This window comes from Amycolatopsis sp. NPDC051106 (assembly GCF_040682775.1).
Taxonomy (GTDB): domain Bacteria; phylum Actinomycetota; class Actinomycetes; order Mycobacteriales; family Pseudonocardiaceae; genus Amycolatopsis.
On sequence record NZ_JBFBBQ010000088.1, the window covers coordinates 18,441 to 37,295 of the forward strand.

At 72.3% G+C, this 18,855-nt stretch carries 19 protein-coding genes; 11 read left to right on the forward strand and 8 right to left on the reverse strand.

Annotated features, from left to right (window positions below; translation table 11 throughout):
* Positions 1 to 29: 29 nt before the first annotated feature.
* Complete coding sequence (locus tag AB0M83_RS39460; RefSeq protein ID WP_364525408.1) at positions 30 to 1,349, reverse strand: SWIM zinc finger family protein; 1,320 nt, start codon at positions 1,347 to 1,349, stop codon at positions 30 to 32.
* Between the two features lie 135 nt (positions 1,350 to 1,484).
* Here AB0M83_RS39460 and AB0M83_RS39465 point away from each other — a divergent pair, with 135 nt between their 5' ends.
* Both AB0M83_RS39465 and AB0M83_RS39470 read left to right on the forward strand, forming a co-directional pair.
* Positions 1,485 to 1,988 carry a PadR family transcriptional regulator gene (locus AB0M83_RS39465; RefSeq protein ID WP_364525410.1) on the forward strand — a complete coding sequence of 168 codons (504 nt, stop codon included), beginning with the start codon at positions 1,485 to 1,487 and terminating at the stop codon, positions 1,986 to 1,988.
* Positions 1,988 to 2,605, forward strand: coding sequence for a GyrI-like domain-containing protein (locus AB0M83_RS39470; protein WP_364525412.1), 618 nt, complete (start codon positions 1,988 to 1,990; stop codon positions 2,603 to 2,605). Before AB0M83_RS39465 ends, AB0M83_RS39470 begins: the two co-directional genes overlap by 1 nt.
* 71 nt (positions 2,606 to 2,676) lie before the next feature.
* Here the strand turns inward: AB0M83_RS39470 and AB0M83_RS39475 are convergent, their stop codons facing one another.
* The 3 genes from AB0M83_RS39475 to AB0M83_RS39485 all read right to left on the reverse strand — a co-directional run bounded on the left by AB0M83_RS39475 (position 2,677) and on the right by AB0M83_RS39485 (position 6,210).
* Positions 2,677 to 2,940, reverse strand: a complete 264-nt coding sequence (locus AB0M83_RS39475; protein WP_364525414.1) for a hypothetical protein — start codon at positions 2,938 to 2,940, stop codon at positions 2,677 to 2,679.
* Positions 2,940 to 5,006 carry an AMP-binding protein gene (locus AB0M83_RS39480; RefSeq protein ID WP_364525416.1) on the reverse strand — a complete coding sequence of 689 codons (2,067 nt, stop codon included), beginning with the start codon at positions 5,004 to 5,006 and terminating at the stop codon, positions 2,940 to 2,942. Before AB0M83_RS39480 ends, AB0M83_RS39475 begins: the two co-directional genes overlap by 1 nt.
* A 253-nt stretch (positions 5,007 to 5,259) precedes the next feature.
* On the reverse strand, positions 5,260 to 6,210 hold the full coding sequence (locus tag AB0M83_RS39485) for a WYL domain-containing protein (RefSeq protein WP_364525418.1): 951 nt from the start codon (positions 6,208 to 6,210) through the stop codon (positions 5,260 to 5,262).
* Positions 6,211 to 6,293: 83 nt separating this feature from the next.
* Between AB0M83_RS39485 and AB0M83_RS39490 the strand changes: the two genes are divergently transcribed.
* On the forward strand, positions 6,294 to 6,686 hold the full coding sequence (locus AB0M83_RS39490) for a VOC family protein (RefSeq protein ID WP_364525420.1): 393 nt from the start codon (positions 6,294 to 6,296) through the stop codon (positions 6,684 to 6,686).
* Here AB0M83_RS39490 and AB0M83_RS39495 read toward each other — a convergent pair.
* On the reverse strand, positions 6,640 to 7,080 hold the full coding sequence (locus AB0M83_RS39495; protein ID WP_364525422.1) for a hypothetical protein: 441 nt from the start codon (positions 7,078 to 7,080) through the stop codon (positions 6,640 to 6,642). The genes AB0M83_RS39490 and AB0M83_RS39495 overlap by 47 nt on opposite strands.
* An 86-nt stretch (positions 7,081 to 7,166) precedes the next feature.
* Here AB0M83_RS39495 and AB0M83_RS39500 point away from each other — a divergent pair, with 86 nt between their 5' ends.
* From AB0M83_RS39500 to AB0M83_RS39520, 5 genes are read left to right on the forward strand one after another with little or no spacing between them, the layout of a single operon-like run.
* On the forward strand, positions 7,167 to 8,039 hold the full coding sequence (locus AB0M83_RS39500; protein ID WP_364525424.1) for a helix-turn-helix transcriptional regulator: 873 nt from the start codon (positions 7,167 to 7,169) through the stop codon (positions 8,037 to 8,039).
* A 16-nt stretch (positions 8,040 to 8,055) separates the two neighbouring features.
* Positions 8,056 to 8,199 (forward strand): DUF397 domain-containing protein, encoded by a 144-nt coding sequence (locus AB0M83_RS39505; RefSeq protein WP_364525426.1) that lies wholly within the window; start codon positions 8,056 to 8,058, stop codon positions 8,197 to 8,199.
* 49 nt (positions 8,200 to 8,248) lie between these two features.
* The gene (locus AB0M83_RS39510) at positions 8,249 to 8,998 is read left to right on the forward strand and encodes a 3-hydroxybutyrate dehydrogenase (protein ID WP_364525428.1); all 750 of its coding nucleotides are present in this window, start codon (positions 8,249 to 8,251) and stop codon (positions 8,996 to 8,998) included.
* Positions 8,999 to 9,053: 55 nt separating this feature from the next.
* On the forward strand, positions 9,054 to 10,391 hold the full coding sequence (locus tag AB0M83_RS39515; RefSeq protein WP_364525430.1) for an MFS transporter: 1,338 nt from the start codon (positions 9,054 to 9,056) through the stop codon (positions 10,389 to 10,391).
* 1 nt (position 10,392) lies between these two features.
* Complete coding sequence (locus tag AB0M83_RS39520) at positions 10,393 to 12,261, forward strand: GAF domain-containing protein (protein ID WP_364525432.1); 1,869 nt, start codon at positions 10,393 to 10,395, stop codon at positions 12,259 to 12,261.
* Here the strand turns inward: AB0M83_RS39520 and AB0M83_RS39525 are convergent.
* On the reverse strand, positions 12,250 to 13,395 hold the full coding sequence (locus AB0M83_RS39525; protein ID WP_364525434.1) for an MFS transporter: 1,146 nt from the start codon (positions 13,393 to 13,395) through the stop codon (positions 12,250 to 12,252). The genes AB0M83_RS39520 and AB0M83_RS39525 overlap by 12 nt on opposite strands.
* 30 nt (positions 13,396 to 13,425) lie before the next feature.
* Here AB0M83_RS39525 and AB0M83_RS39530 point away from each other — a divergent pair, with 30 nt between their 5' ends.
* Positions 13,426 to 14,445 carry a LacI family DNA-binding transcriptional regulator gene (locus tag AB0M83_RS39530; protein WP_364525436.1) on the forward strand — a complete coding sequence of 340 codons (1,020 nt, stop codon included), beginning with the start codon at positions 13,426 to 13,428 and terminating at the stop codon, positions 14,443 to 14,445.
* Here AB0M83_RS39530 and AB0M83_RS39535 read toward each other — a convergent pair.
* Complete coding sequence (locus AB0M83_RS39535; RefSeq protein ID WP_364525438.1) at positions 14,435 to 15,328, reverse strand: NADP-dependent oxidoreductase; 894 nt, start codon at positions 15,326 to 15,328, stop codon at positions 14,435 to 14,437. The two genes, AB0M83_RS39530 and AB0M83_RS39535, sit on opposite strands and share 11 nt — an antisense overlap.
* A 78-nt stretch (positions 15,329 to 15,406) precedes the next feature.
* Between AB0M83_RS39535 and AB0M83_RS39540 the strand changes: the two genes are divergently transcribed.
* Complete coding sequence (locus AB0M83_RS39540; RefSeq protein WP_364525440.1) at positions 15,407 to 15,943, forward strand: helix-turn-helix domain-containing protein; 537 nt, start codon at positions 15,407 to 15,409, stop codon at positions 15,941 to 15,943.
* An 84-nt stretch (positions 15,944 to 16,027) separates the two neighbouring features.
* On the opposite strand, the gene AB0M83_RS39545 is transcribed toward AB0M83_RS39540, so the two are convergent.
* Entirely contained in the window at positions 16,028 to 17,227 is a 1,200-nt protein-coding gene (locus tag AB0M83_RS39545; RefSeq protein ID WP_364525442.1) for a PHB depolymerase family esterase, read from the reverse strand.
* Positions 17,228 to 17,417: 190 nt separating this feature from the next.
* Between AB0M83_RS39545 and AB0M83_RS39550 the strand changes: the two genes are divergently transcribed.
* Positions 17,418 to 18,746, forward strand: coding sequence for a tannase/feruloyl esterase family alpha/beta hydrolase (locus tag AB0M83_RS39550; protein WP_364525447.1), 1,329 nt, complete (start codon positions 17,418 to 17,420; stop codon positions 18,744 to 18,746).
* Positions 18,747 to 18,855 lie beyond the last annotated feature (109 nt).

The following is an 18,855-nucleotide window of genomic DNA, read 5'->3' on the forward strand; positions in this document are numbered from 1 at the left end:
CGATCGGAGCCGGCTGAGGCGGGATGTCATCACAGCCGCACCGCCCGGTCGTCCTGCCAGCACATCAGCGGCCGCAGCCCCGATTGGCTCCATTCGCCCGCCACCGTCAGCGGCTTGCCCGCGGACATCGCCAGCAGCGACCACGGGAACGCGTACGGGACCAGCGGCAGCGCGGTTCCGTCCTTTTCGGACAGACACCAGCCGCCCGCGTGTTCGGCCGGCGTGACTTCGGACAGCAGGACCGGCCAGCGTTCGAGCCACGGGTCCGCCGCCATCGCCCGCGCGTACGCCGCCAGCGCGTCCGCGATCGACCCGCCCTCGGCGGCCGGGGCCGGCAGCGGGATGCCGCGCTCGGCCACCAGCGCCCGCAGGGGCGCCGCGCCCGGGTAGAACGCCAGCTCCGCCGTCAGCAGGTGCCCGGGTGGCAGCGACGCGTCCAGCGGACGGCCCGGCGGCGCGAACGACAGCACCAGCGCGTCGCGGCCCGTGAGCCGCCCGCGCAGCCACGTGCGGCGGGTGAGCAGGCGGTCGTTCTCCTCGTCGGCCGCGCCCGTGATGAGCCACTCGTCCGACACGCGCTCGCCGCTGTCCAGGACCCGGGCCGTCTCCACCGAGAAGCCGAGCCGCGTACGGACGGTCTCGGCCAGCGGACCCGGCAGCGTGTCCAGCCGGGTCGCCGCGTCCGCCAGCAGGTACAGCAGCGACAGTTCGCCGAGCAGCGCCTCCGGCCAGTCGCGGCGGCCGACGATGCCCGCCGCCCGCCGCAGCCCGCCCGCCAGGCCGGACGCCTGGGCGTCGACCATCCGCGCGGCCACCGTGCGCAGCTCTTCACCGCCGCTGCGCTCGAAACCGGCGAACCCCGCGCCGACCCGGTCGGTGAGCCAGACCTTCAGTTCGGCGACACCGCCTTCGACGCGCGCGGCGCGTTCACCGGCCCGGCGAGCGGCGGCTTCCTCGTCCTTGGGGCTGGCCGCTTCCGCCCGTTTTTCGGCGCGCTGAGCCCGATCGGCGCGTTCGGCGAGCCAGGTGTGCACCCACTCGGGTGGCTCGGCGGTGTCGAGCTGCCGCGCGGCCCACACCATCAACAGCCCGAGCGCGTGCTTGCACGGGAACTTCCGGCTGGGGCAGGAACACCGGAACGCGGGCTCGGCGAGCTCGACGCACGTCTGGTACGGCTTCTTGCCGCTGCCCTGGCAGAAGCCCCACACGGCCTCTTCGGACGCACCCGCGCCCGACCACTTCGCCGGCGTGGCCAGCGCCCGGCCCGCCTTTTCCGAAGCGGGATCCGGCGCGAGCCCGGCCACGCGTTCCGCGGTCCACGGCACCGCCGTCACCACCTGTCCCCCCACTGGTTTCCTTTGCCGTCCGGTCGGATTCCCCAGGTTAGTGGCCCGGGGAGGCTTACCCGGTGAAGCATGCCAGCACCCACCGACAATTTCCGGCGACCTGGACACGCGGCGCTATTCTAGCGCTAGAATAGTCCGGTGCTGACCGACGCGGAACTGACGGTGCTCGGCCTCCTGGTCGAGCGGCCGAGGCACGGCTACGAGCTGGACGAGGTCGTCTCGGAACGCGGCATGCGCGACTGGACCGCCCTCGGCTTCAGCTCGATCTACTACGTGCTCGGCAAACTCCGTGACCGCGGGCTGGTCGCCGAGGTCGCGGCGGAGCGGCCGCACGCGAAGGCCAAGAAGACGTACACGGCGACGGACGCGGGCCGGCGGGCGTGCGCGGAGGCCGCGGAGGCGGCCATCGCCGAACTGCGCCCGATGCACCCGCCGGTGCTGGCCGGGCTGGCGAACAGCCCGGCGATCCCGCCCGAGCGGCTCGCGAACGCGCTGGCCCGGCGCGCCGAAGCGGTGGCGCAGCGGCTGGCCGAAGTCCGCCGCGCGGCGGAGGCCGACGCGCCGCCGTTCGTCCGGGCGATCTTCGACTACTCGATCGCGCAGCTCGAAGCGGAAGCCGCGTGGCTGGAAGGAATGACCTGATGCCCTACGACGTCAAGAAAGACCTGAAGCAGCTGTACGCGCCGAAGAACACCGACTGGGCGCTGGTCGAGGTGCCCGAGCAGCAGTTCCTCGCGATCGACGGCCGGGGTAATCCGAACACGGCCGAGAGCTACAAGCGGGCTGTCGAAGCTCTTTACGCCTTCGCCTACACGATCAAGATGACGGCCAAGCGTGCCGGTGAGGATTTCGTGGTCGGGCCGCTGGAAGGTTTGTGGTGGGCCGAGGACTACGGCGCGTTCACCGTGCGGGCCAAGGACTCCTGGCAGTGGACGATGCTCATCTCCCAGCCCGCGTGGATCGGCGAGGACGCCGTCGAGGAGGCCCGGGAATCGGTGCAGCGCAAGAAGAAGATCGACGCGCCGGTTCGCCTGGAGAAACTGCACGAGGGGCGGTGTGCGCACGCGCTGCACGTGGGCTCGTATGACGACGAAGGTCCGCTGCTCGCCCGGCTGCACGGGGAGTTCCTTGAGCGGCAAGGGCTCGAGCCGGCCGGGCTGCACCACGAGATCTACCTCGGCGACCCGCGGCGGGTGGAACCGGCGAAGCTGAAGACGGTGCTGCGTCAGCCGGTGGCCAGGGTGTCTCCGATGCAGTGAATGACTCATTCCTGGCGTCCGGTGCAAGGAATGAGTCATTCACTGCATCCGGGCCAGCGTCGCCGCAGCGATCAGTCGGTGGGCTGATCCAGCTCCGCGAGGCCCCTTTCCCACCGCTCACGCCGTTGCGCGGACGTCTGCTCCCACCACGGCTCGCCCCGTTCGCCCAACGCCACCTTCGCCACCTGAGTACGCGCGCGGTCCTGTACCCGGCGGGCCGCCATCAAATGCTTCTGCAGCCGGTCGCGGACGTCGTCCGGGATCTCCGGGTCCGTTGCGCGCCAGCGGCGGCCGTTGACGATGATGTAACGGCCGTCGGGGGTGTGTTCGGGCATCAGTAGTCGGAGGTTGCCGGCCAGGTGTCGTCGTGCAGCAGGCGCTTGAGGATCTTGCCCGTCGCGTTGCGGGGCAGGTCCGGCACGAAGTACACGTCGCGCGGCACCGCGAACCGGGCCAGCCGCTGGTGGATGTACGCCCGGATGTCCTCGGCGTGCAGCGAAGCCCCGCGCCGCGGGACGACGTACGCCGCGAGGCGCTGGCCCCACTCCGCGTCCGCCACGCCGACCACCGCCGCGTCGTGCACGCCCGGCAGGGCCACCAGCGCTTCCTCGACCGGACGGGGGAACACGTTCTCGCCGCCGGACACGATCATCTCGTCGGCGCGGCCGGTCACGAACAAGCGGCCCGCCGCGTCGAGGTAGCCGACGTCGCCGGTCGCCATCAGGTCCGCCGCGCGCGCCGGGTCGGTGCCGTTCGTGTAGCCGTCGAACAGCATGTCGTTGCCGACGAAGATCTGGCCCTCGCCGCCCGGCGGGACGGGCTTGCGGTCCTCGTCGAGGATCGCGACGCGGGTGCCGAGCGGGCAGCGCCCGGCCGTGCCCGGCGCCGCGCGCAGGTCGGCCGGGTCGGCGATGCTCGCCCAGGACACCTCGGTCGAGCCGTAGAAGTTGTAGAGGACGTCGCCGAAGGTGTCCATGAACTGCGTGACGAACGCGCCGGACATCGCCGACCCGCTGCTCGCGACGATCCGCAGCGACGACAGGTCGTAGCGCGCCCGCACCCGCTCGGGCAGGTCCATGATCCGCTGCAGCATGATCGGCACCACGAACAGCGCGTCGCACTTCTGCTCGGCGATCGCCCGCAGCGTCTCCTCGGCGTCGAACTTGCGGATCAGCGCCAGCGACGCCCGCAGCGCCATGCCGAGCTGCATCGCGGCCAGGCCCCAGCTGTGGAACAGCGGCGCCGCGACGAGGATCCGGTCGCCGGCGCGCAGCGGGATCCGGTCGAGGATCGCCGCGGCCGTCCCCATGCCCTTGGGGGTGGGGCGCCGTGCGCCCTTCGGCGTCCCGGAGGTCCCGGACGTGAGCACGACCACGCGGCCCGGCCGGTCGACCGGCTTGGGCGGGTCGGCGGGCGCGGCGTGGATCAGCTCGTCGACGGTCGGGTAGCCGGTTTCGGCGTCCGGCCACGTGCTGATCCGGGCGAACTCGCCCGGGACGTTCGCGATGGTCTGCGCGAACTCGTCGTCGGCCAGCACGGCCGCCGGCTCGTGCTCGGCGATGACGTCCTTGACCGAGGCCGCGGACAGCCCGGTGTTGAGCAGGATCAGGTCGGCGCCGAGCTTGCTGGCGGCGACGAACGACTCGACCATCGCGGCGTGGTTGCGGCACATCAGCGCGATCCGGTCGCGTTCGCCGACGCCGAGCTCGCTCAGCCCGTTCGCGAGCCGGTCGCTGCGCTCCTGGACCTGCCGGAAGGTGCGGAGGTTGCGCTCGTCGTGCAGGGCGGGCTCGTCCGGCACGCGGGCCGCGGCGGCCTGGTAGCCGCCGGCGATCGTGGCCCCCCACTGGGCGAGCTGGCCGAGCTGGCGGGCGATCTTGTCCGGGCGGCCCGCGCTGAGGACGCCGGCGCGCACCAGGATGCTCGTGGTGCGCAGCTTCGTGGCCTTGTTGCCATCGTTGTCGGCGTCGGGGTCGGACTGCCCGGCCAGGTGCAGGTCGAGGCGCCGCGCGAGGGTACGGACGTCCTTCTTCACCGACGACACCAGATCCGCGTGCGCCGGCGGCAGCATCATCCGGACGAACAGCTCGGTCTTGCCCCCGGCCAGCGGTCTCAGCTCGAGGGAGACCCACGTGCCCTCGTCGGGGACGCCGCACCACACGACGTGCTCGCCCGGCCGGTACACGACGGCCTGGACCTGGGTCTCCAGCACGCGCCCGCGCTCGGGCACGATCCGGATCACGCCCCGGGGGCCCCGGCCCCGGGCGGCGGGCTCGACGATCTCGCACCCGCTGATCTCGGGCACGAACCGCGAGTACCACTCCGGCGATCCGACGATCTGCCACACCACGTCCGGCGTGTGCCCGACCACCGCACTCGCCTCGACCACATCGTCACGCATCTTTACCCTCACCGAAGTGTCACCGAACACACGTTCAGGTCACGGAGGCGTCACAGTAACAGCAAACGGGTGATCCCGGATACTCCGAACGGCCAGATACCGGAGGGTAACGGACACCCGCAGTAGGTGCCTCCAATGTCCACTGTGGAGTGATTAACGCTGTTCACCGAGGATAGCGGCCACCGGGCGTGCGCGCGTGCCGTCGGCGGTGTCATGAAGGGCTCATTGCGGGACCCGCGAAGACATGGATGAGTCATTTGGGACATTCACTGCTATATCGGGCAACCAGCTCGGATCCCAGGCGCGCCAGCTCGGCCTTCACAGAGTCAGGGGACTCGACGTCGACGAGCGCGCCCCAGCCCGCCAGCTCCTGCGCGATCATGATCGGCGCGGGCGCCGCGACCCGTGCCCGCACGCGGTCGCCCGGCAGCTCCGCGACCAGTGCGCAGTGCCGGCCGAACCGGTCGCGCAAGACGCCGAACTGGCGGCGGTCGAGCACCACGTCCGCGGTGAGGAGCGACCGGCGCCGTTCGATCTCCTCGACGACCTCCTCCCACACCTTCGCCAGCTCGAGGTCCGCCGGGCGGACCGCGGCGTCCCCGGTCGCGGCCGCCTCGACGATCCGGTCCACCCGGAACGTCCGGCGCCCCTCCGGCGTCCCCGCGACCAGGTACCAGACGTCGTCCTTGTCGACCAGGCCCCACGGGTCGACGACGCGTTCGGTCTTCTCGCGTCCGGCGTAGGTCAGCCGGACGCGGCGGCGCGCGATGACGGCGTCCTGCAGCAGCGAGACGATCGGCGGCCGGTCCTGCACGCGCTCGCCCCAGCCCGCCTGGTCGACGAGGACGGCGTCGGCGGCCGCGGAGGCGTCCGCGCGGAACGTGCCCGGCAGCGCGCCCATCAGCTTCCGCAGCGCCGACTTCACTTCCGGGGCCGCCGCCGCGGCCGGGCCGGCCAGGAGGAACAAGGCCTGCGCCTCGCGCGCGGTCAGGCCGGACAGGTCCGTGCGCGCGCCGCCGACCAGCCGCCAGCCGCCGCCGCGGCCCGGCTGCGGGTAGACGGGCACCCCCGCCGCCGAGAGCGCTTCGAGGTCACGGCGGGCCGTCGCGACGGAGATTTCGAGCTCGGCCGCGAGTTCGGCGGCCGTGACGCGGCCGCGTGTCTGCATCAGCAGGAGGGTGGCCACGAGACGGTCGGCGCGCATGGGAGCAGTCTCGCAAACAAAGTGCTCATTCGGTGCGCACTTTCACCCCGCATGATGGCTCCACACGATGCAAGGGAGCAGACATGCTGCGAGGAATGGCCACCGTCTCCTACTTCGCCGACGACCACGCGGCCGCACAGGCCTGGTACACCGAGTTCCTGGGAATTGAGCCGTACTTCCAGCGACCGGGGTACGCCGAGTTCCGGATCGGCGACTACCAGCACGAACTCGGCCTGATCGACCGCAAGTACGTCCCGGCGAGCACGGGCGGGGCGAGCGGCGAGATCGTCCACTGGCACGTCGACGACCTCGAGGCCACCGTCGCCCGCCTGCACGAGCTGGGCGCGAAGGAGAACGAGCCGATCACCGAGCGCGGGCCCGGGTTCGTGACGGCGTCGGTCGTCGACCCGTTCGGCAACGTCCTCGGCGTCATGACGAACGTGCACTACCTGGCGGTCCTGAAGGAACGCTCATGAGGCGGTAGGCCTCCTCGACGCACTTGTCGCACCGCTCGTGCCGGACGATCTTTTCGGCCGGATCGGTGCCGTAGAACGGAAAGCAGCCCGCGCCGCAGCTCGCGTAGTAGATGAGCCCGAGCCGGACCTCGCCGCGCCCGACGTAGTGCGCGAGCCGACGGCGCGGCTCCGGCCCGCACTCGGGAATCCAGCCGTGGGCGGGCAGGCGGGCGGCGGCGATCTCGTCGAGCACGCCCGCCCGGCCGATCAGGTCCGCGCCGAGGCAGGCCAGACGCTCGCCGAGGTCGCGCAGGCCGTCCGCGCGCAGGGGCGGGCCGGCGAGCCAGGAGACGTCGCCGGCGAGGGTTTCGGTCAGGTCGCGCAGCCGGGTCAGGAGGGCGTGGTCCGGGTCCATGACCTGCAGGAAACCTGACGCGGATTTGTGACACCAGCCGAGGAGGAGGCACCGGGAATGTCGGACCCCGGTGACAGAATGCGGTCATGGCGACACCCTTCGCGACACCCCGGGCGAGAGCGCTCGGCTTCGGGCTGCGTGCCTGCCGGACGGACCGGGACCTCGGCGTGCGGGAGCTCGCGAGGCTGATCGGCGTGCTGCCGCAGGAGCTGTCCAACTGGGAGTACGGGAAGCGGATCCCCAAGGTGGAGCAGGTGGCTCTGTTGCTGGGCGTGCTCGTGGTCGAGCCGGGGGAGCGCGCCCGGCTGCTGGAACTGGCGGGCAACGCGCGGGAGCCGAGCTGGCTGGAGAAGGCGGTGCCGCCGTTCGTTTCGGCCTACGTGGAGTACGAGCGGGCGGCCACGGAGATCTTCAACTGGGAGCCGTTGCTGGTACCCGGGCTCCTGCAGACCGACGAATACGCCCGGGCGCTGCTGGGAGGCGGCGGTCTTAAGGCGAACGACATCGAGAACCTGGTGCTCGTACGGCGGATGCGGCGAGGTGTGCTCGCCGGGCTGCGCCCGGCGAGCTGCCAGGTGGTGATCGATGAGCGGGCGTTGCGGCCGGGGATTGCGGAGGGCGAGGTGATGGCGGGGCAACTGCGGCACTTGCTTGCCGTTTCCCGGCGGAAGAACCTCCGGCTGCAGATCTTGCCGAGTGGCGACCTGGTGCATCCCGGGCTCCACGGGAACTTCGCGATTTTCGAGTTCGAAGCCCTGCCACCGATCGTCGCCATCGAAGAATTCCGGGCTGTCGCCTACCTCTACGATGAGGATCAGGTGGCCAGCTACCGCGAAGCGGCCGAGGGCCTGGCGGCCTCGGCCTTGGATGAGCAGGGCAGCTCGGCACTCATAGAGGCGATGGTCGCCGATCTGGAGGTGCGGAGTGGATCCGGGGGTGTGGCGGGCTTCCAGCCATAGTCAGCAGGCGAACTGCGTGGAAGTAGCGCTGGGACCTGCGGCAACAATCCGCGACACCAAGGACCGCGCCGGCGGCACCCTGGAAATCTCCACCCGATCGTGGGATGCCTTCCTGAGCTCCCTATGTCGGCTCGCACCACAGGATCTTCGCGAGCTGTAGCTCTCCGGCACATAGCCCGCGACCCGGGTCACGCTTACCGTTCCCGTCCATGACCAGCGATCTGGACGGGCGCACCGCCCTCGTCACCGGCGGGGCCGGCGGTATCGGCCTGGCCTGCGTCCGCGCTCTCGCGGCGGCCGGGGCCAAGGTGCACGTTGTCGACATCGATGCCGAAAACACCGAAGCCGTCGCCGCCGAGGTCGGCGGCTGGGCGCACGTCGCCGACCTGACCGATCCCGACACCATCGATACCCTCCCGGCCGAGGTCGACATCCTGGTCAACAACGCCGGGATCCAGCACGTCGCGCCGCTCGAGGACTTCCCGCCGGACGTGTTCACCCGCATCCAGGCGCTGATGGTCACCGCTCCCTTCCTGCTCATCCGGCACACACTGCCGTCGATGTACGCGCGGGGCTTCGGCCGGATCGTCAACATGTCGAGCGTTCACGGGCTTCGCGCCTCCGCCTTCAAGGCCGCGTACGTCGCCGCGAAGCACGGGCTCGAAGGACTTTCCAAGGTCGCCGCGCTCGAAGGGGCCGAACACGGCGTCACCAGCAACTGCGTGAACCCCGGGTACGTCCGCACGCCGCTGGTGGACAACCAGATCGACGCGCAGGCCGCCGAGCACGACATCCCGCGCGAGGACGTCGTCGCCGAGGTCCTCCTCAAGCGCGCCGCCATCAAGAAGCTCATCGACGCCGACGACGTCGCTTCCCTGGTGACGTGGCTGTGCTCACCGCACGCCGGCCACGTCACCGGGGCCTCCATCCCGCTCGACGGCGGCTGGACCGCTGCGTGAAAACCGCCTGACAACCCGCTGAATGTCGCTCAACCACAAGGAAGTGGAGCCCGCAGTGAGTCAACCGAACCGGTCGGCGATCGCCAAGATCGTCGGCGCGAGCCTGATCGGCACCACCATCGAGTGGTACGACTTCTTCCTCTACACCTCGGCCGCCGCGCTGGTGTTCAACAAGCTGTTCTTCCCGACGGCCAACCCGCTGACCGGCACGCTGCTGGCGTTCCTGACCTACGCCGTCGGGTTCCTCGCCCGCCCGGTCGGCGGCCTGGTCTTCGGCCACTACGGCGACCGGCTCGGCCGCAAGAAGCTCCTGGTCGTCAGCCTGGTGCTGATGGGCGGCTCGACCTGCCTGATGGGCGTGCTGCCGACGTTCGCGAGCGCGGGCGTCGCGGCTCCCATCCTGCTGACGCTGCTTCGCCTCGTCCAAGGCTTCGCGCTCGGTGGCGAGTGGGGCGGGGCGGTCCTGATCGTCTCCGAACACGGTGACGACCGCCGCCGCGGCTTCTGGGCCAGCTGGCCGCAGTGCGGGGCTCCCGGCGGCAACCTCCTCGCGACCGCCGTCCTGGCGATCCTCTCCGCGACGCAGTCCGACGCGACGTTCATGGCCTGGGGCTGGCGCGTCCCGTTCCTGCTCTCGGGCGTGCTGCTGCTGATCGGGCTCTGGATCCGGCTGGCCGTCGCCGAGTCGCCGGTGTTCCTGGCCGCGCAGAAGCAGGCCGAGACTCACGCCGACAAGCACGTGCCGGTCGTGGAGGTCTTCCGCAACAGCTGGCGCCAGGTGCTGATCACGATCGGCGCCCGGATGGCCGAGAACGTCTCGTACTACGTGATCACCGCGTTCATCCTGGTGTACGTCACGACCGGGCTGCACCTGCCGAAGGGCGTCGGCCTCAGCGCCGTGCTCATCGGCTCGGCCGTCCACTTCGTGACGATCCCGCTGTGGGGCGCGCTGTCCGACCGCGTCGGGCGCCGCCCGGTATACCTGTTCGGCGCGATCGGGATGGCCTTGTGGGGCTTCGCGTTCTTCGCGCTGCTGGACACGAAGTCGTCGCCGGTGATCGTGCTGGCCGCGACCGTCGGGCTGGTGCTGCACGGCGCGATGTACGGCCCGCAGGCCGCGTTCTTCGCCGAGCAGTTCCCGACGCGGGTGCGCTACACCGGGCTGTCGGTCGGCGGCCAGCTGTCGTCGATCGCCGCGGGCGCCGTCGCCCCGCTGATCGCCGTCGCGCTGTTCTCCGCCTGGGGCAGCACCGTGCCGGTGTCGCTCTACGTCGCGGCGATGTGCCTGATCACGGTGATCGCCCTGCTCGCGGCCCGCGAGACGCGCGGGGAGTCGCTGCACGACGATGGTGTCGATGCCGTCGAGGCGGAGACGACGGCCGTTTCGCCCTAGCATGACCGCCGTGACCGCACCCACGGACGCGCTGCGCCGGCTGCTCGACCTGCTCGCCTCCGGGGCGAGCAGCGAGCAGCTGGCGCACGTCGTCGTGGCCGCGCGCGCCGAGGGAGCCCTCGGCGCCGCCGACCTGGGCGCGCTGGCCAGCGCGGGTGAGCTGGCCCTGCGGATCCGCGAGACCCTAGAAGAGCACCGGCGGCGGGAGGCCCAGCTCGGCGCGCTGTTCGACACCGCGAGCGAGCTCGCCGCACTGTCCGATCCGGACACCGTGCTGCGCTCGATCGTCCGGCGGGCGCGGGCGCTGCTCAACGTCGACGTCTCCTACCTCTCGCTCAACGACGAGGCCGAGAACAAGACCTACGTGCGGGTCAGCGACGGGTCGGTGTCGGCGGAGTTCCAGCAGATCGTGCTCGGCATGGGGGAGGGCCTCGGCGGGCTGGTGGCGCAGACCGCGCGGCCGTACGCGACGGCGGACTACTTCCACGACGACCGGTTCAAGCACACCCGCCACATCGACTCCGGCGTCCAGGACGAGGGCCTGACCGCGATCCTCGGCGTCCCGCTGGCCATCGGCCCGAAGGTGCTCGGCGTCCTCTTCGCCTCGGACCGCGGCTCGCGGGAGTTCTCCGCGGACGAGGTGGCGCTGCTGTCGTCGCTCGCCGACCACGCCGCGATCGCCCTCGACAGCGCGAACCTGCTCGACCAGACCCGCCGCGCCGTCGCGGAGCTCAACGAGGCCAACGCGACGATCCGCGCGCACACCGAGGCGATGGAACGCGCCCAGGACGCGCACGACCGGCTGACCGACCTCGTGCTGCGGGGCGGTGACCTGCCGGACGTCGCGGCGGCGGTCGCCGGGGTGCTGCACGGCGACCTCACGGTCTACGACGCCGACCGCACGCTGCTGGCCAGTTCGGCGGAACCGGCCGCGCTCGACCCGGACGCGCTGTTCGCGGCCCGCGCCGCCGGGCGGGCGGTGTCCACAAAGGACACGTGGGTGTGCGCGGTCCAAGCCGGTCCCGAGCTGCTCGGCAGCCTGGTGCTGGCCGGCCGCGACGGGCTCACCGATCCGGACCGGCGGCTGTTCGAACGCGCGGGCGTCGTGACGGCGCTGCTGCTGATGCTGCGGCGGTCGGTGGTCCGGGCCGAGGACGAGGTCCGCGGCGAGCTGCTGACCGACCTGCTGACCGCGCCCGACCGCAATCCGCGGGCGCTGCTGGCCCGTGGCCGCCGGCTGGGGATCGACCTGTCGGCACCGCACGCGGTGCTGGTCGCGCACGCGGACGGCGGGTCCCGGCGGCGCGTGGCGAGCGCGGCCGCCCGGCACGCGACGCTGGTGGGAGTGCACGCGGAGGAAGTCGTCCTGCTCGGCGCGGGCGACCCGGACGAGCTGGCGCGGCGAGTGGCGGCCGACCTCGGCGCGGCGACGGGCCGTCCGGTGACGGTGGGCGCGGCGGGCCCGGCGAGCGGACCGTCGGCGATCGCCGCGGCCCACGGGGAAGCGGCGCGCTGCGTCCGGGCGCTGCTGGCGCTGGGCCGGACGGGCGAAGGCGCGGCGATGGCGGGACTGGGCTTCCTCGGCCAGCTGCTGGGCGACCACGCGGACCTGGACGGGTTCGTGCGCCAGACGCTGGGGCCGGTGCTGGACTACGACGCGCGCCGGGGGACGGAGCTGGTGGCGACGCTACGGGCGTACTTCGCGAGCGGTTCACAGCTGGCGCGGACGAAGGATGTGCTGCACGTCCACGTGAACACGGTGGTGCAGCGGCTGGAGCGGGTGGCGTCGCTGCTGGGGGAGGACTGGCAGTCGCCGGACCGGGCGCTGGAGATCCAGCTGGCGCTGCGGGTGCACCGGTTAGGCGGGTGAAGCGAACGCCTTCGACCGCCACGCCACGAGCGCCGACGTGAGGCCGCCGACCGCCGCGATCACCACCGCGACCGGCAGCATTCCGTGGTCCAGCCCGAGCCCGCCGAGCGCCGCTCCCAAGGCGATGCCGATCTGAAACGCCACGATGTACACCGCCGACGCCAGATCCGGCCGGTCCTTCGCGACCCGCAGGACCGCCGCCTGCAGCACCACGCCGATCCCCGCCGCCGGCCCGGCCCACGCCACGATCGCCGTCCCCGCGGCGAGTGGCCCCGGGGACACCAGCAGCGCCACCATGCACAACGCCAGACCGCCCGTCGTGACCAGCGCCGTCGCGCGCGGATGGCCGTCGATGTGGCGGCCGATCAGGACCAGGCCGAGCAGGCCCGCCGTGCCGTGGGCGAGCAGCAGCAACGACGTCGGCGAGCCGGTGAGGTGCACATACCTCGCGATGATCGCCGTGATGTACGTGAACGCCGCGAAGTGGCCGGTCACCAGCAGCAGCGTCGTCACGTTCACCGGAAGCAGCGAGCGGTGCGCGACGCGGCCGTGGAGAGCCGACGCCGTCGCGGGCATCGGGCCGACGGTGAGCCGGATGACCAGCGCCGTCACCGCCGCGGCGCCCGCCACCGTGAAGACCGCCGGCCGCCACCCGAGGCTCGTGCCGAGCCACGAGCTGACCGACAGCCCGAAGAGGAACGCCAGGGAGTTCCCGGCGAACACCACCGCCGTCGCGCGGCCACCCCGGCCGGGGCCGAGCAGCCGGGCGGCCATCGACGCGACCACCGACCAGAACACGCCGTGCCCCGTGGCCGCCACCAGCCGCGCGGCGACGGCCACGCCGTAGTTCGGCGCGATCGCCAGGACCAGGTTCGACACCACGACCATCCCCAGCGTGACCAGCGCGGTCGTCCGGCGGTCCCAGCGCGACGTCAGCGCGACCAGCGGCACCACCGAAACCGCCACGACCAGCGCGTACCCGGTCATCAGCAGCCCGATCGCGGAGTCCGCGACGCCGAGCCCGGACGCGAGCTGGGGCAGCAGCGCGACCGGCAGGTTCTCCGAGGTCACGGACACGAAGCAGGCCGCGCTGAGGGCTCCCAGCGCGAGCTTCGTCCGGGATTCGACGAGCATTGTTTAACGATACACAGATAAGGTGGGGCCGTGTCCGGACCGGCTCGCGTCACCATGGCCGACGTCGCTCGCCGCTGCGGCGTCTCGGCGATGACCGTGTCGTACTGCTACAACCAGCCCGACCGGGTCGCCCCGGAGACGCTGCGCCGGGTTCGCGAGGTCGCCGCCGAGCTGGGCTACCGCGGGCCGGACCCCACCGCGCGGTCGCTGCGCCGCCGGCACAACGGCGCGATCGGCGTCGTGCTCGGCGAACACCTCGCCTACGCCTTCGAAGACCCGCAGGCCCGCCGGTTCCTCGCCGGCGTCGCCGAGGTCTGCCGCGAGCGCGGGAGCGGGCTGAACCTCATCCCGACCACCGGCGCGGCCGACGACGTCGAGCGCGTGCGGTCGGCGTCGGTCGACGGCTACATCGTGTGGACGACCGTCGACACCGACCCGGTGCTCGACGTCGTGAGCGGCCTCGGCAAGCCAATCGCGATCCACGGCGGGCCCGCGTTCGCCGGGGCCCAGGTCGTCTCCATCGACAACCGCGCGTCGGCGCGGGAGCTGGCCGCGCGCACGTTCGCCGGCGCCCACCGGCCGGCCGTGCTGAGCTTCCCGTTCGACCGCGACCGCAGGCCGAGGCTGGAAACCGGGCCCGCGCCGGAAGAGGCGGTCTTCCCCGTCACCCGCGAACGGCTCCTCGGCATCTACGACCACCTCGGCGACCCGGGCGGCCTGCCGGTCGCCGTCGTCGCCCGCAACGACCGTGACGACGCCGCGAAAATGGCCGACGCGCTGCTGGACACCCAGCCCGACGCCGTCATCGCCATGAGCGACCAGCTCGCCTTCGCCGTCCTCGACGCGGCGAAACGCCGCGGCCTGCGCGTGCCCCAGGACATCGCGGTCGCCGGGTGGGACGACGACCCGGACGCGGACCGCGCCGGGCTCACGACCATCGCGCAGTCGCTCTTCGCCCAGGGCCGCGACTGCGCCCTGATCGCCCTCGGCGAGCGGGGCCCGGGCCGGCCCGCCGAGTGGACCGCGACCGTCCGGACCTCTACCCGCTGACCGCCACGACCAGCTTCCCCCGCCGCGGCCCGCGTTCGGCGGCGGCGTGCGCGGCGGCCGCGTCGGTGAAAACCTCCTCGACCGGCACGCGGAACCGGCCCTCCTCGAAGAGCCCGGCCGCGACCGCGAGGCCGTGGCGTCCGTCCGGCTCGCCGCCGAGAGCCCCGGTCGACACGCGAACGCCGTGGGACGGGCCGGTGAAGTCGGCCAGCGTGACCACCGACGACGGCGACCCGGTCAGCGCGACCAATTCCGGCAGCGAGCCCTTGCCCGCGACGTCGAGCGCCGCGTCGACCCGGCCGGACACCCGCGTGGACAGGCCGGGACCGTACGGAACCGGCGTGGCACCGAGGCTTTCGACGAACTCCAGGTCGCCGGCCGTCCCGATGACCCGCGCGCCCCGCGCCAGCGCCAGGCCCACGACGAGACTGCCGACTCCGCCGGACGCGCCGTCGACGAGCAGCGTCATGCCGTCGCGGACGTCCAGGAGGTCGAGCGCGCGGGTGGCCGTCTCGATCCCGGTGGCCGCCGCACCGGCCTGCTCCCACGGCATCGACGGCGGTTTCGGAGCCCAGAAGGCCAGCACGGCGAACTCGGCGGTGGCCCCGCCGAGCCGGGCGACGTCGACCGCGCCGAACACCTCGTCGTCGGCCTCGGCCCCGGGACCGGCTTCATCCACGACGCCCGCGGCGTCGACGCCCGGGATGTGCGGCAGGGCGATCGGCGAGTGCGACTTCCCGGCGCGGATCGCCAGGTCCACCGGCGAGACACCGGCCGCCCGCACGCGGATCCGCACCTCACCGCGGCCGGCGTGGGGCTCCGGGAGTTCTCCCACCGAAAGGACTTCGGGCGGGCCGAACCGCTCGAACCGGGTTGCGAACACGATCACTCCTCCACCTAGCCACCTTGACCGCGCCTACGCTAGGAGTGATCACCGGCGACGAGCGGGGAAGTGAGAGGCGTGCGCGACGAACTGACTCGGAAACGCCGGACGGACGCGGAGGACAATCGCCGTCGCCTGGTCGCGGTCGCGCACACGGCGTTCGCGCGCCACGGCCCGGACCTGCCGGTGCGGGAGATCGCGCGGCGCGCGGGCCTGGCTCCGGCGACCGTCCACCGGCACTTCCCGTCCCGCGACGACCTCCTCGCGGCCGTGCTCGACGGCCAGGTGGAGCGGTGCGAGGAGCAGCTGCGGGCCGCGCTCGCCGACCCCGACAGCCGTCGCGCGCTGAGCCGCACGTTCCACCGCTTCGGCGAGTGGCGGGTCGAGGAGCCCGGGCTCCTGGGTGCCCTCGAAGGACCGCGGTTCGCCGACCGGCGCCGCGCGCACGCCGAAGCCTTCGCGCGGCTGGTCGACCGGGCCCGCGCCGACGGCGTCCTCCGGCCCCGGGTGTCGCTCGAGGACGTCCGGCTCGCCCTGACGGCGACCACGTCGGCGCGGACGGGTCCGGCGGCGCGGAGGCTGACCGCGGTGCTGCTGACCGGACTGCTGACCTGAATCCCGGGCGGCTGAAGGGCACCTTCCTTGCGTGTGATGCGAGGAAGGTGCCCTTCGGTGCGTCAGATGCGCTGAAGGTGCCCTTCAGCACTGCCCGTCGGCGAGGACCCAATAGCCCGAGGACGTCTCGCGCAGGGCGTGCGTGGTGAAGGTGTTCCACAGGCCCATCGCCTGGTTGGAGCCGTTGGCGTACACCTGGCCGGCGCTCTGGTGCGCGCGTCCCGCCTGGGTGTGGGCGTAGTTGCTGGCGTTCACGCACGCGCCCGCGGGCTGGGTGGTCGTGGTCGTCGGCGGGGCCGTCGTCGTGGTCGGGGTGCTTCCGGACCCCTTGTCCAGCCCGAAGAACACGCCCGTGTAGTAACTGGAGCAGATGCCGGCGAGGAAGTACGCGCCGGTGCTGCCGCACTGCGTCGCGCCGCTGCCCGGGTCGACCGCCGTGCCGTGCCCCATGCCGGCGATCGAGTACAGCTGGACCTTGTCGCCGTAGTTCGTCAGCGTCGTGCCGCCGGGCAGGGACTGCGTGCTCGTCGGCGTCTGCGAGAGCCCGTGCACCGCGGTCCACTGGTCGCGCAGCTCGGTGCCGTTGACCGGGTAGACCGTGTAGTCGGCGGTGCCCTGCCAGATCGCGACCCGCGGCCACGGCCCGCTGTAGCCGGGGTACTGCGCCTTGACCTTCGACGCCCACTGCGCGGGCGTCAGGTTCTGGTTGTTCTGCTGGCAGCTCGTCGCCTGCGTGATGCTCGTGGCGCACTGCGCGGGCAGCCCCGCGTTGATGCCGCCGCCGGCGAAGACGTCCGGGTAGGCGGCGAGCAGGTCGGCCGTCATGCCGCCGCCGGCGGAGAGCCCGGTGACGAACACCCGCGAGCGGTCGGAGCCGTGGTCGCCGATCGCCTTGTCCACCATGGACTTGACGGACGCGGCCTCGCCGTTGCCCCGGGTGTCGTCGGCGGTGGAGAACCAGTTGAAGCACTTCAGCGAGTTGTTCGCGGTCGACTGCTGCGGGAACACGACTTCGAAGCGCCACTTGTCGGCCAGTTCGGGCCAGCCGGAGTGGGCGTAGTAGTCGGCCGCGCTCTGGGTGCAGCCGTGCAGGGCGACGACCACCGGGCGGCCGGTTTCGAGCCCGGACGGCGTGTAGGTGTACATCGCGAGGGCACCGGGGTTGGCGCCGAAGTTCGACACCGGGACCAGGGACGACGGCGGCGGGTCGGCGGAGGCGACGCCGACGGTGGTGAGCACGGCGGCGGTGATCGCGGCGAGTCCGGCGAAGGCGAGCTTGCGCATGGTGGCGTCCTTCTCGTCGTTGAGAGGGGTTTCCAGCGACGCTAGGTCGGCCCGCCGGTCCGGACCATGTGGCCGTCCACCACATCCCCGCGGCGATTCATGGTGACCGGCGGGGTGGCTCCGCCCGGGCGCACGCGCTTGGGTTCTGTTCCATCGAGACCGGAGGTGGACCGTGCGCAGATGGCTGGTTGTGGTTCTGACGGGGGCGCTCGCGGCGGCGCTGCCCGCATCGGCGTCGGCTTCGGCCGGGCGCTGCCGGGTAAACGTGCCCGGGGCCGAGCAGTCCGTGTCGACGTGCCTGGACGACCTGACGACGACCGGCACGCTCGCGTCCGGGCACACCGTCGAGGCGGACTGGGCCGGGCTGACGTCGGCGGGGCTGCCCGGGTACGGCCCGGTGCCCGGCGTCCAGGTCGACGGGTACTTCCCCGACACGTCGACGGCGAACACGAACCACGGCTGGAACCACGACTCGCAGTTCGTGCTGCGCCTGCCGGCGCGCTGGAACGGTGGCCTCGTCGTCTCCGGTTCGCCGGGCGTACGGCGCCAGTACGCGAACGACCGCGCGATCGGTGACCAGGCCCTGGCCGAGGGGTACGCGTTCGCCGCGACCGACAAGGGCAACACCGGCGCCGCGTTCTACGACGACGGCGTCCGGCCGGGCGACGCGCTCGCGGAGTGGAACACGCGGGTCACGCAGCTGACGCTGGCCGCCCGCTCGGCCGCGGCGGCGCACTACCACCGTCCGGTGTCGCGGACGCTGGCCGCCGGGCTGTCCAACGGCGGCTACCTCGTGCGGTGGCAGCTGGAGAACCGGCCGTGGCTCTACGACGGGGGCGTCGACTGGGAGGGGACGCTGTGGCGTGCCGACGGACCGAACCTGCTCACGTTCCTGCCGCCGGCGCTTCGCGCGTACCCGGCCTACGCGGCGGGGTCGTCGTCGGCACACCAGTCCATTGTGGACGCCGGGTTCGCGCCGGGGTCGGAGTTCCTGTGGGACTACCACTACCGCGTCTACTGGGACCTGACCCAGCGGATCTACCGGGAGGAGGTCGATCCGTCGTTCGATGGTCCGCTGTCGGCCGGAACTCCTTTCTGTGCTTCGGGAACGCCGTCGTGTGACGCGGACTACGCGTACGCTTCGCGGCCCGCTTCGGTGGCGCGGGCGGTGGAGCGGATCTCGCTGACCGGGCGGATCGGCAAGCCGCTGCTCACGCTGCACGGGACGCTGGACACGCTGCTGCCGATCACCCGGGACTCCGATGTGTACGACCGGATGATCACTTCCGCGGGACGCGGGCCGCTGCACCGGTACTACCGGGTGGACGGCGGCAACCACGTCGACGGGCTGGTCGATCAGTTCCCGGACCGGCTGCGGCCGCTGGGTCCGTGCTTCCGGACGGCGTTCGACGCCCTGGGCGGGTGGCTGCGCGGGGTCCGGCCGCCGGCGTCGTCGACCATCCCGCGTCCGGCCGGCGCGACTCCGGCGGACCTGGCTCGCACCTGCTCACTGGGCTGAGTCCCCAACGCCCCAATGTGGCCTTCGGTGCGTCAGACGCACCGAAGGCCACATTGGGTGCGTCAGACGCAACCAAGGCCACATTGGGGCGCTCGTCGGAGGCGACGAA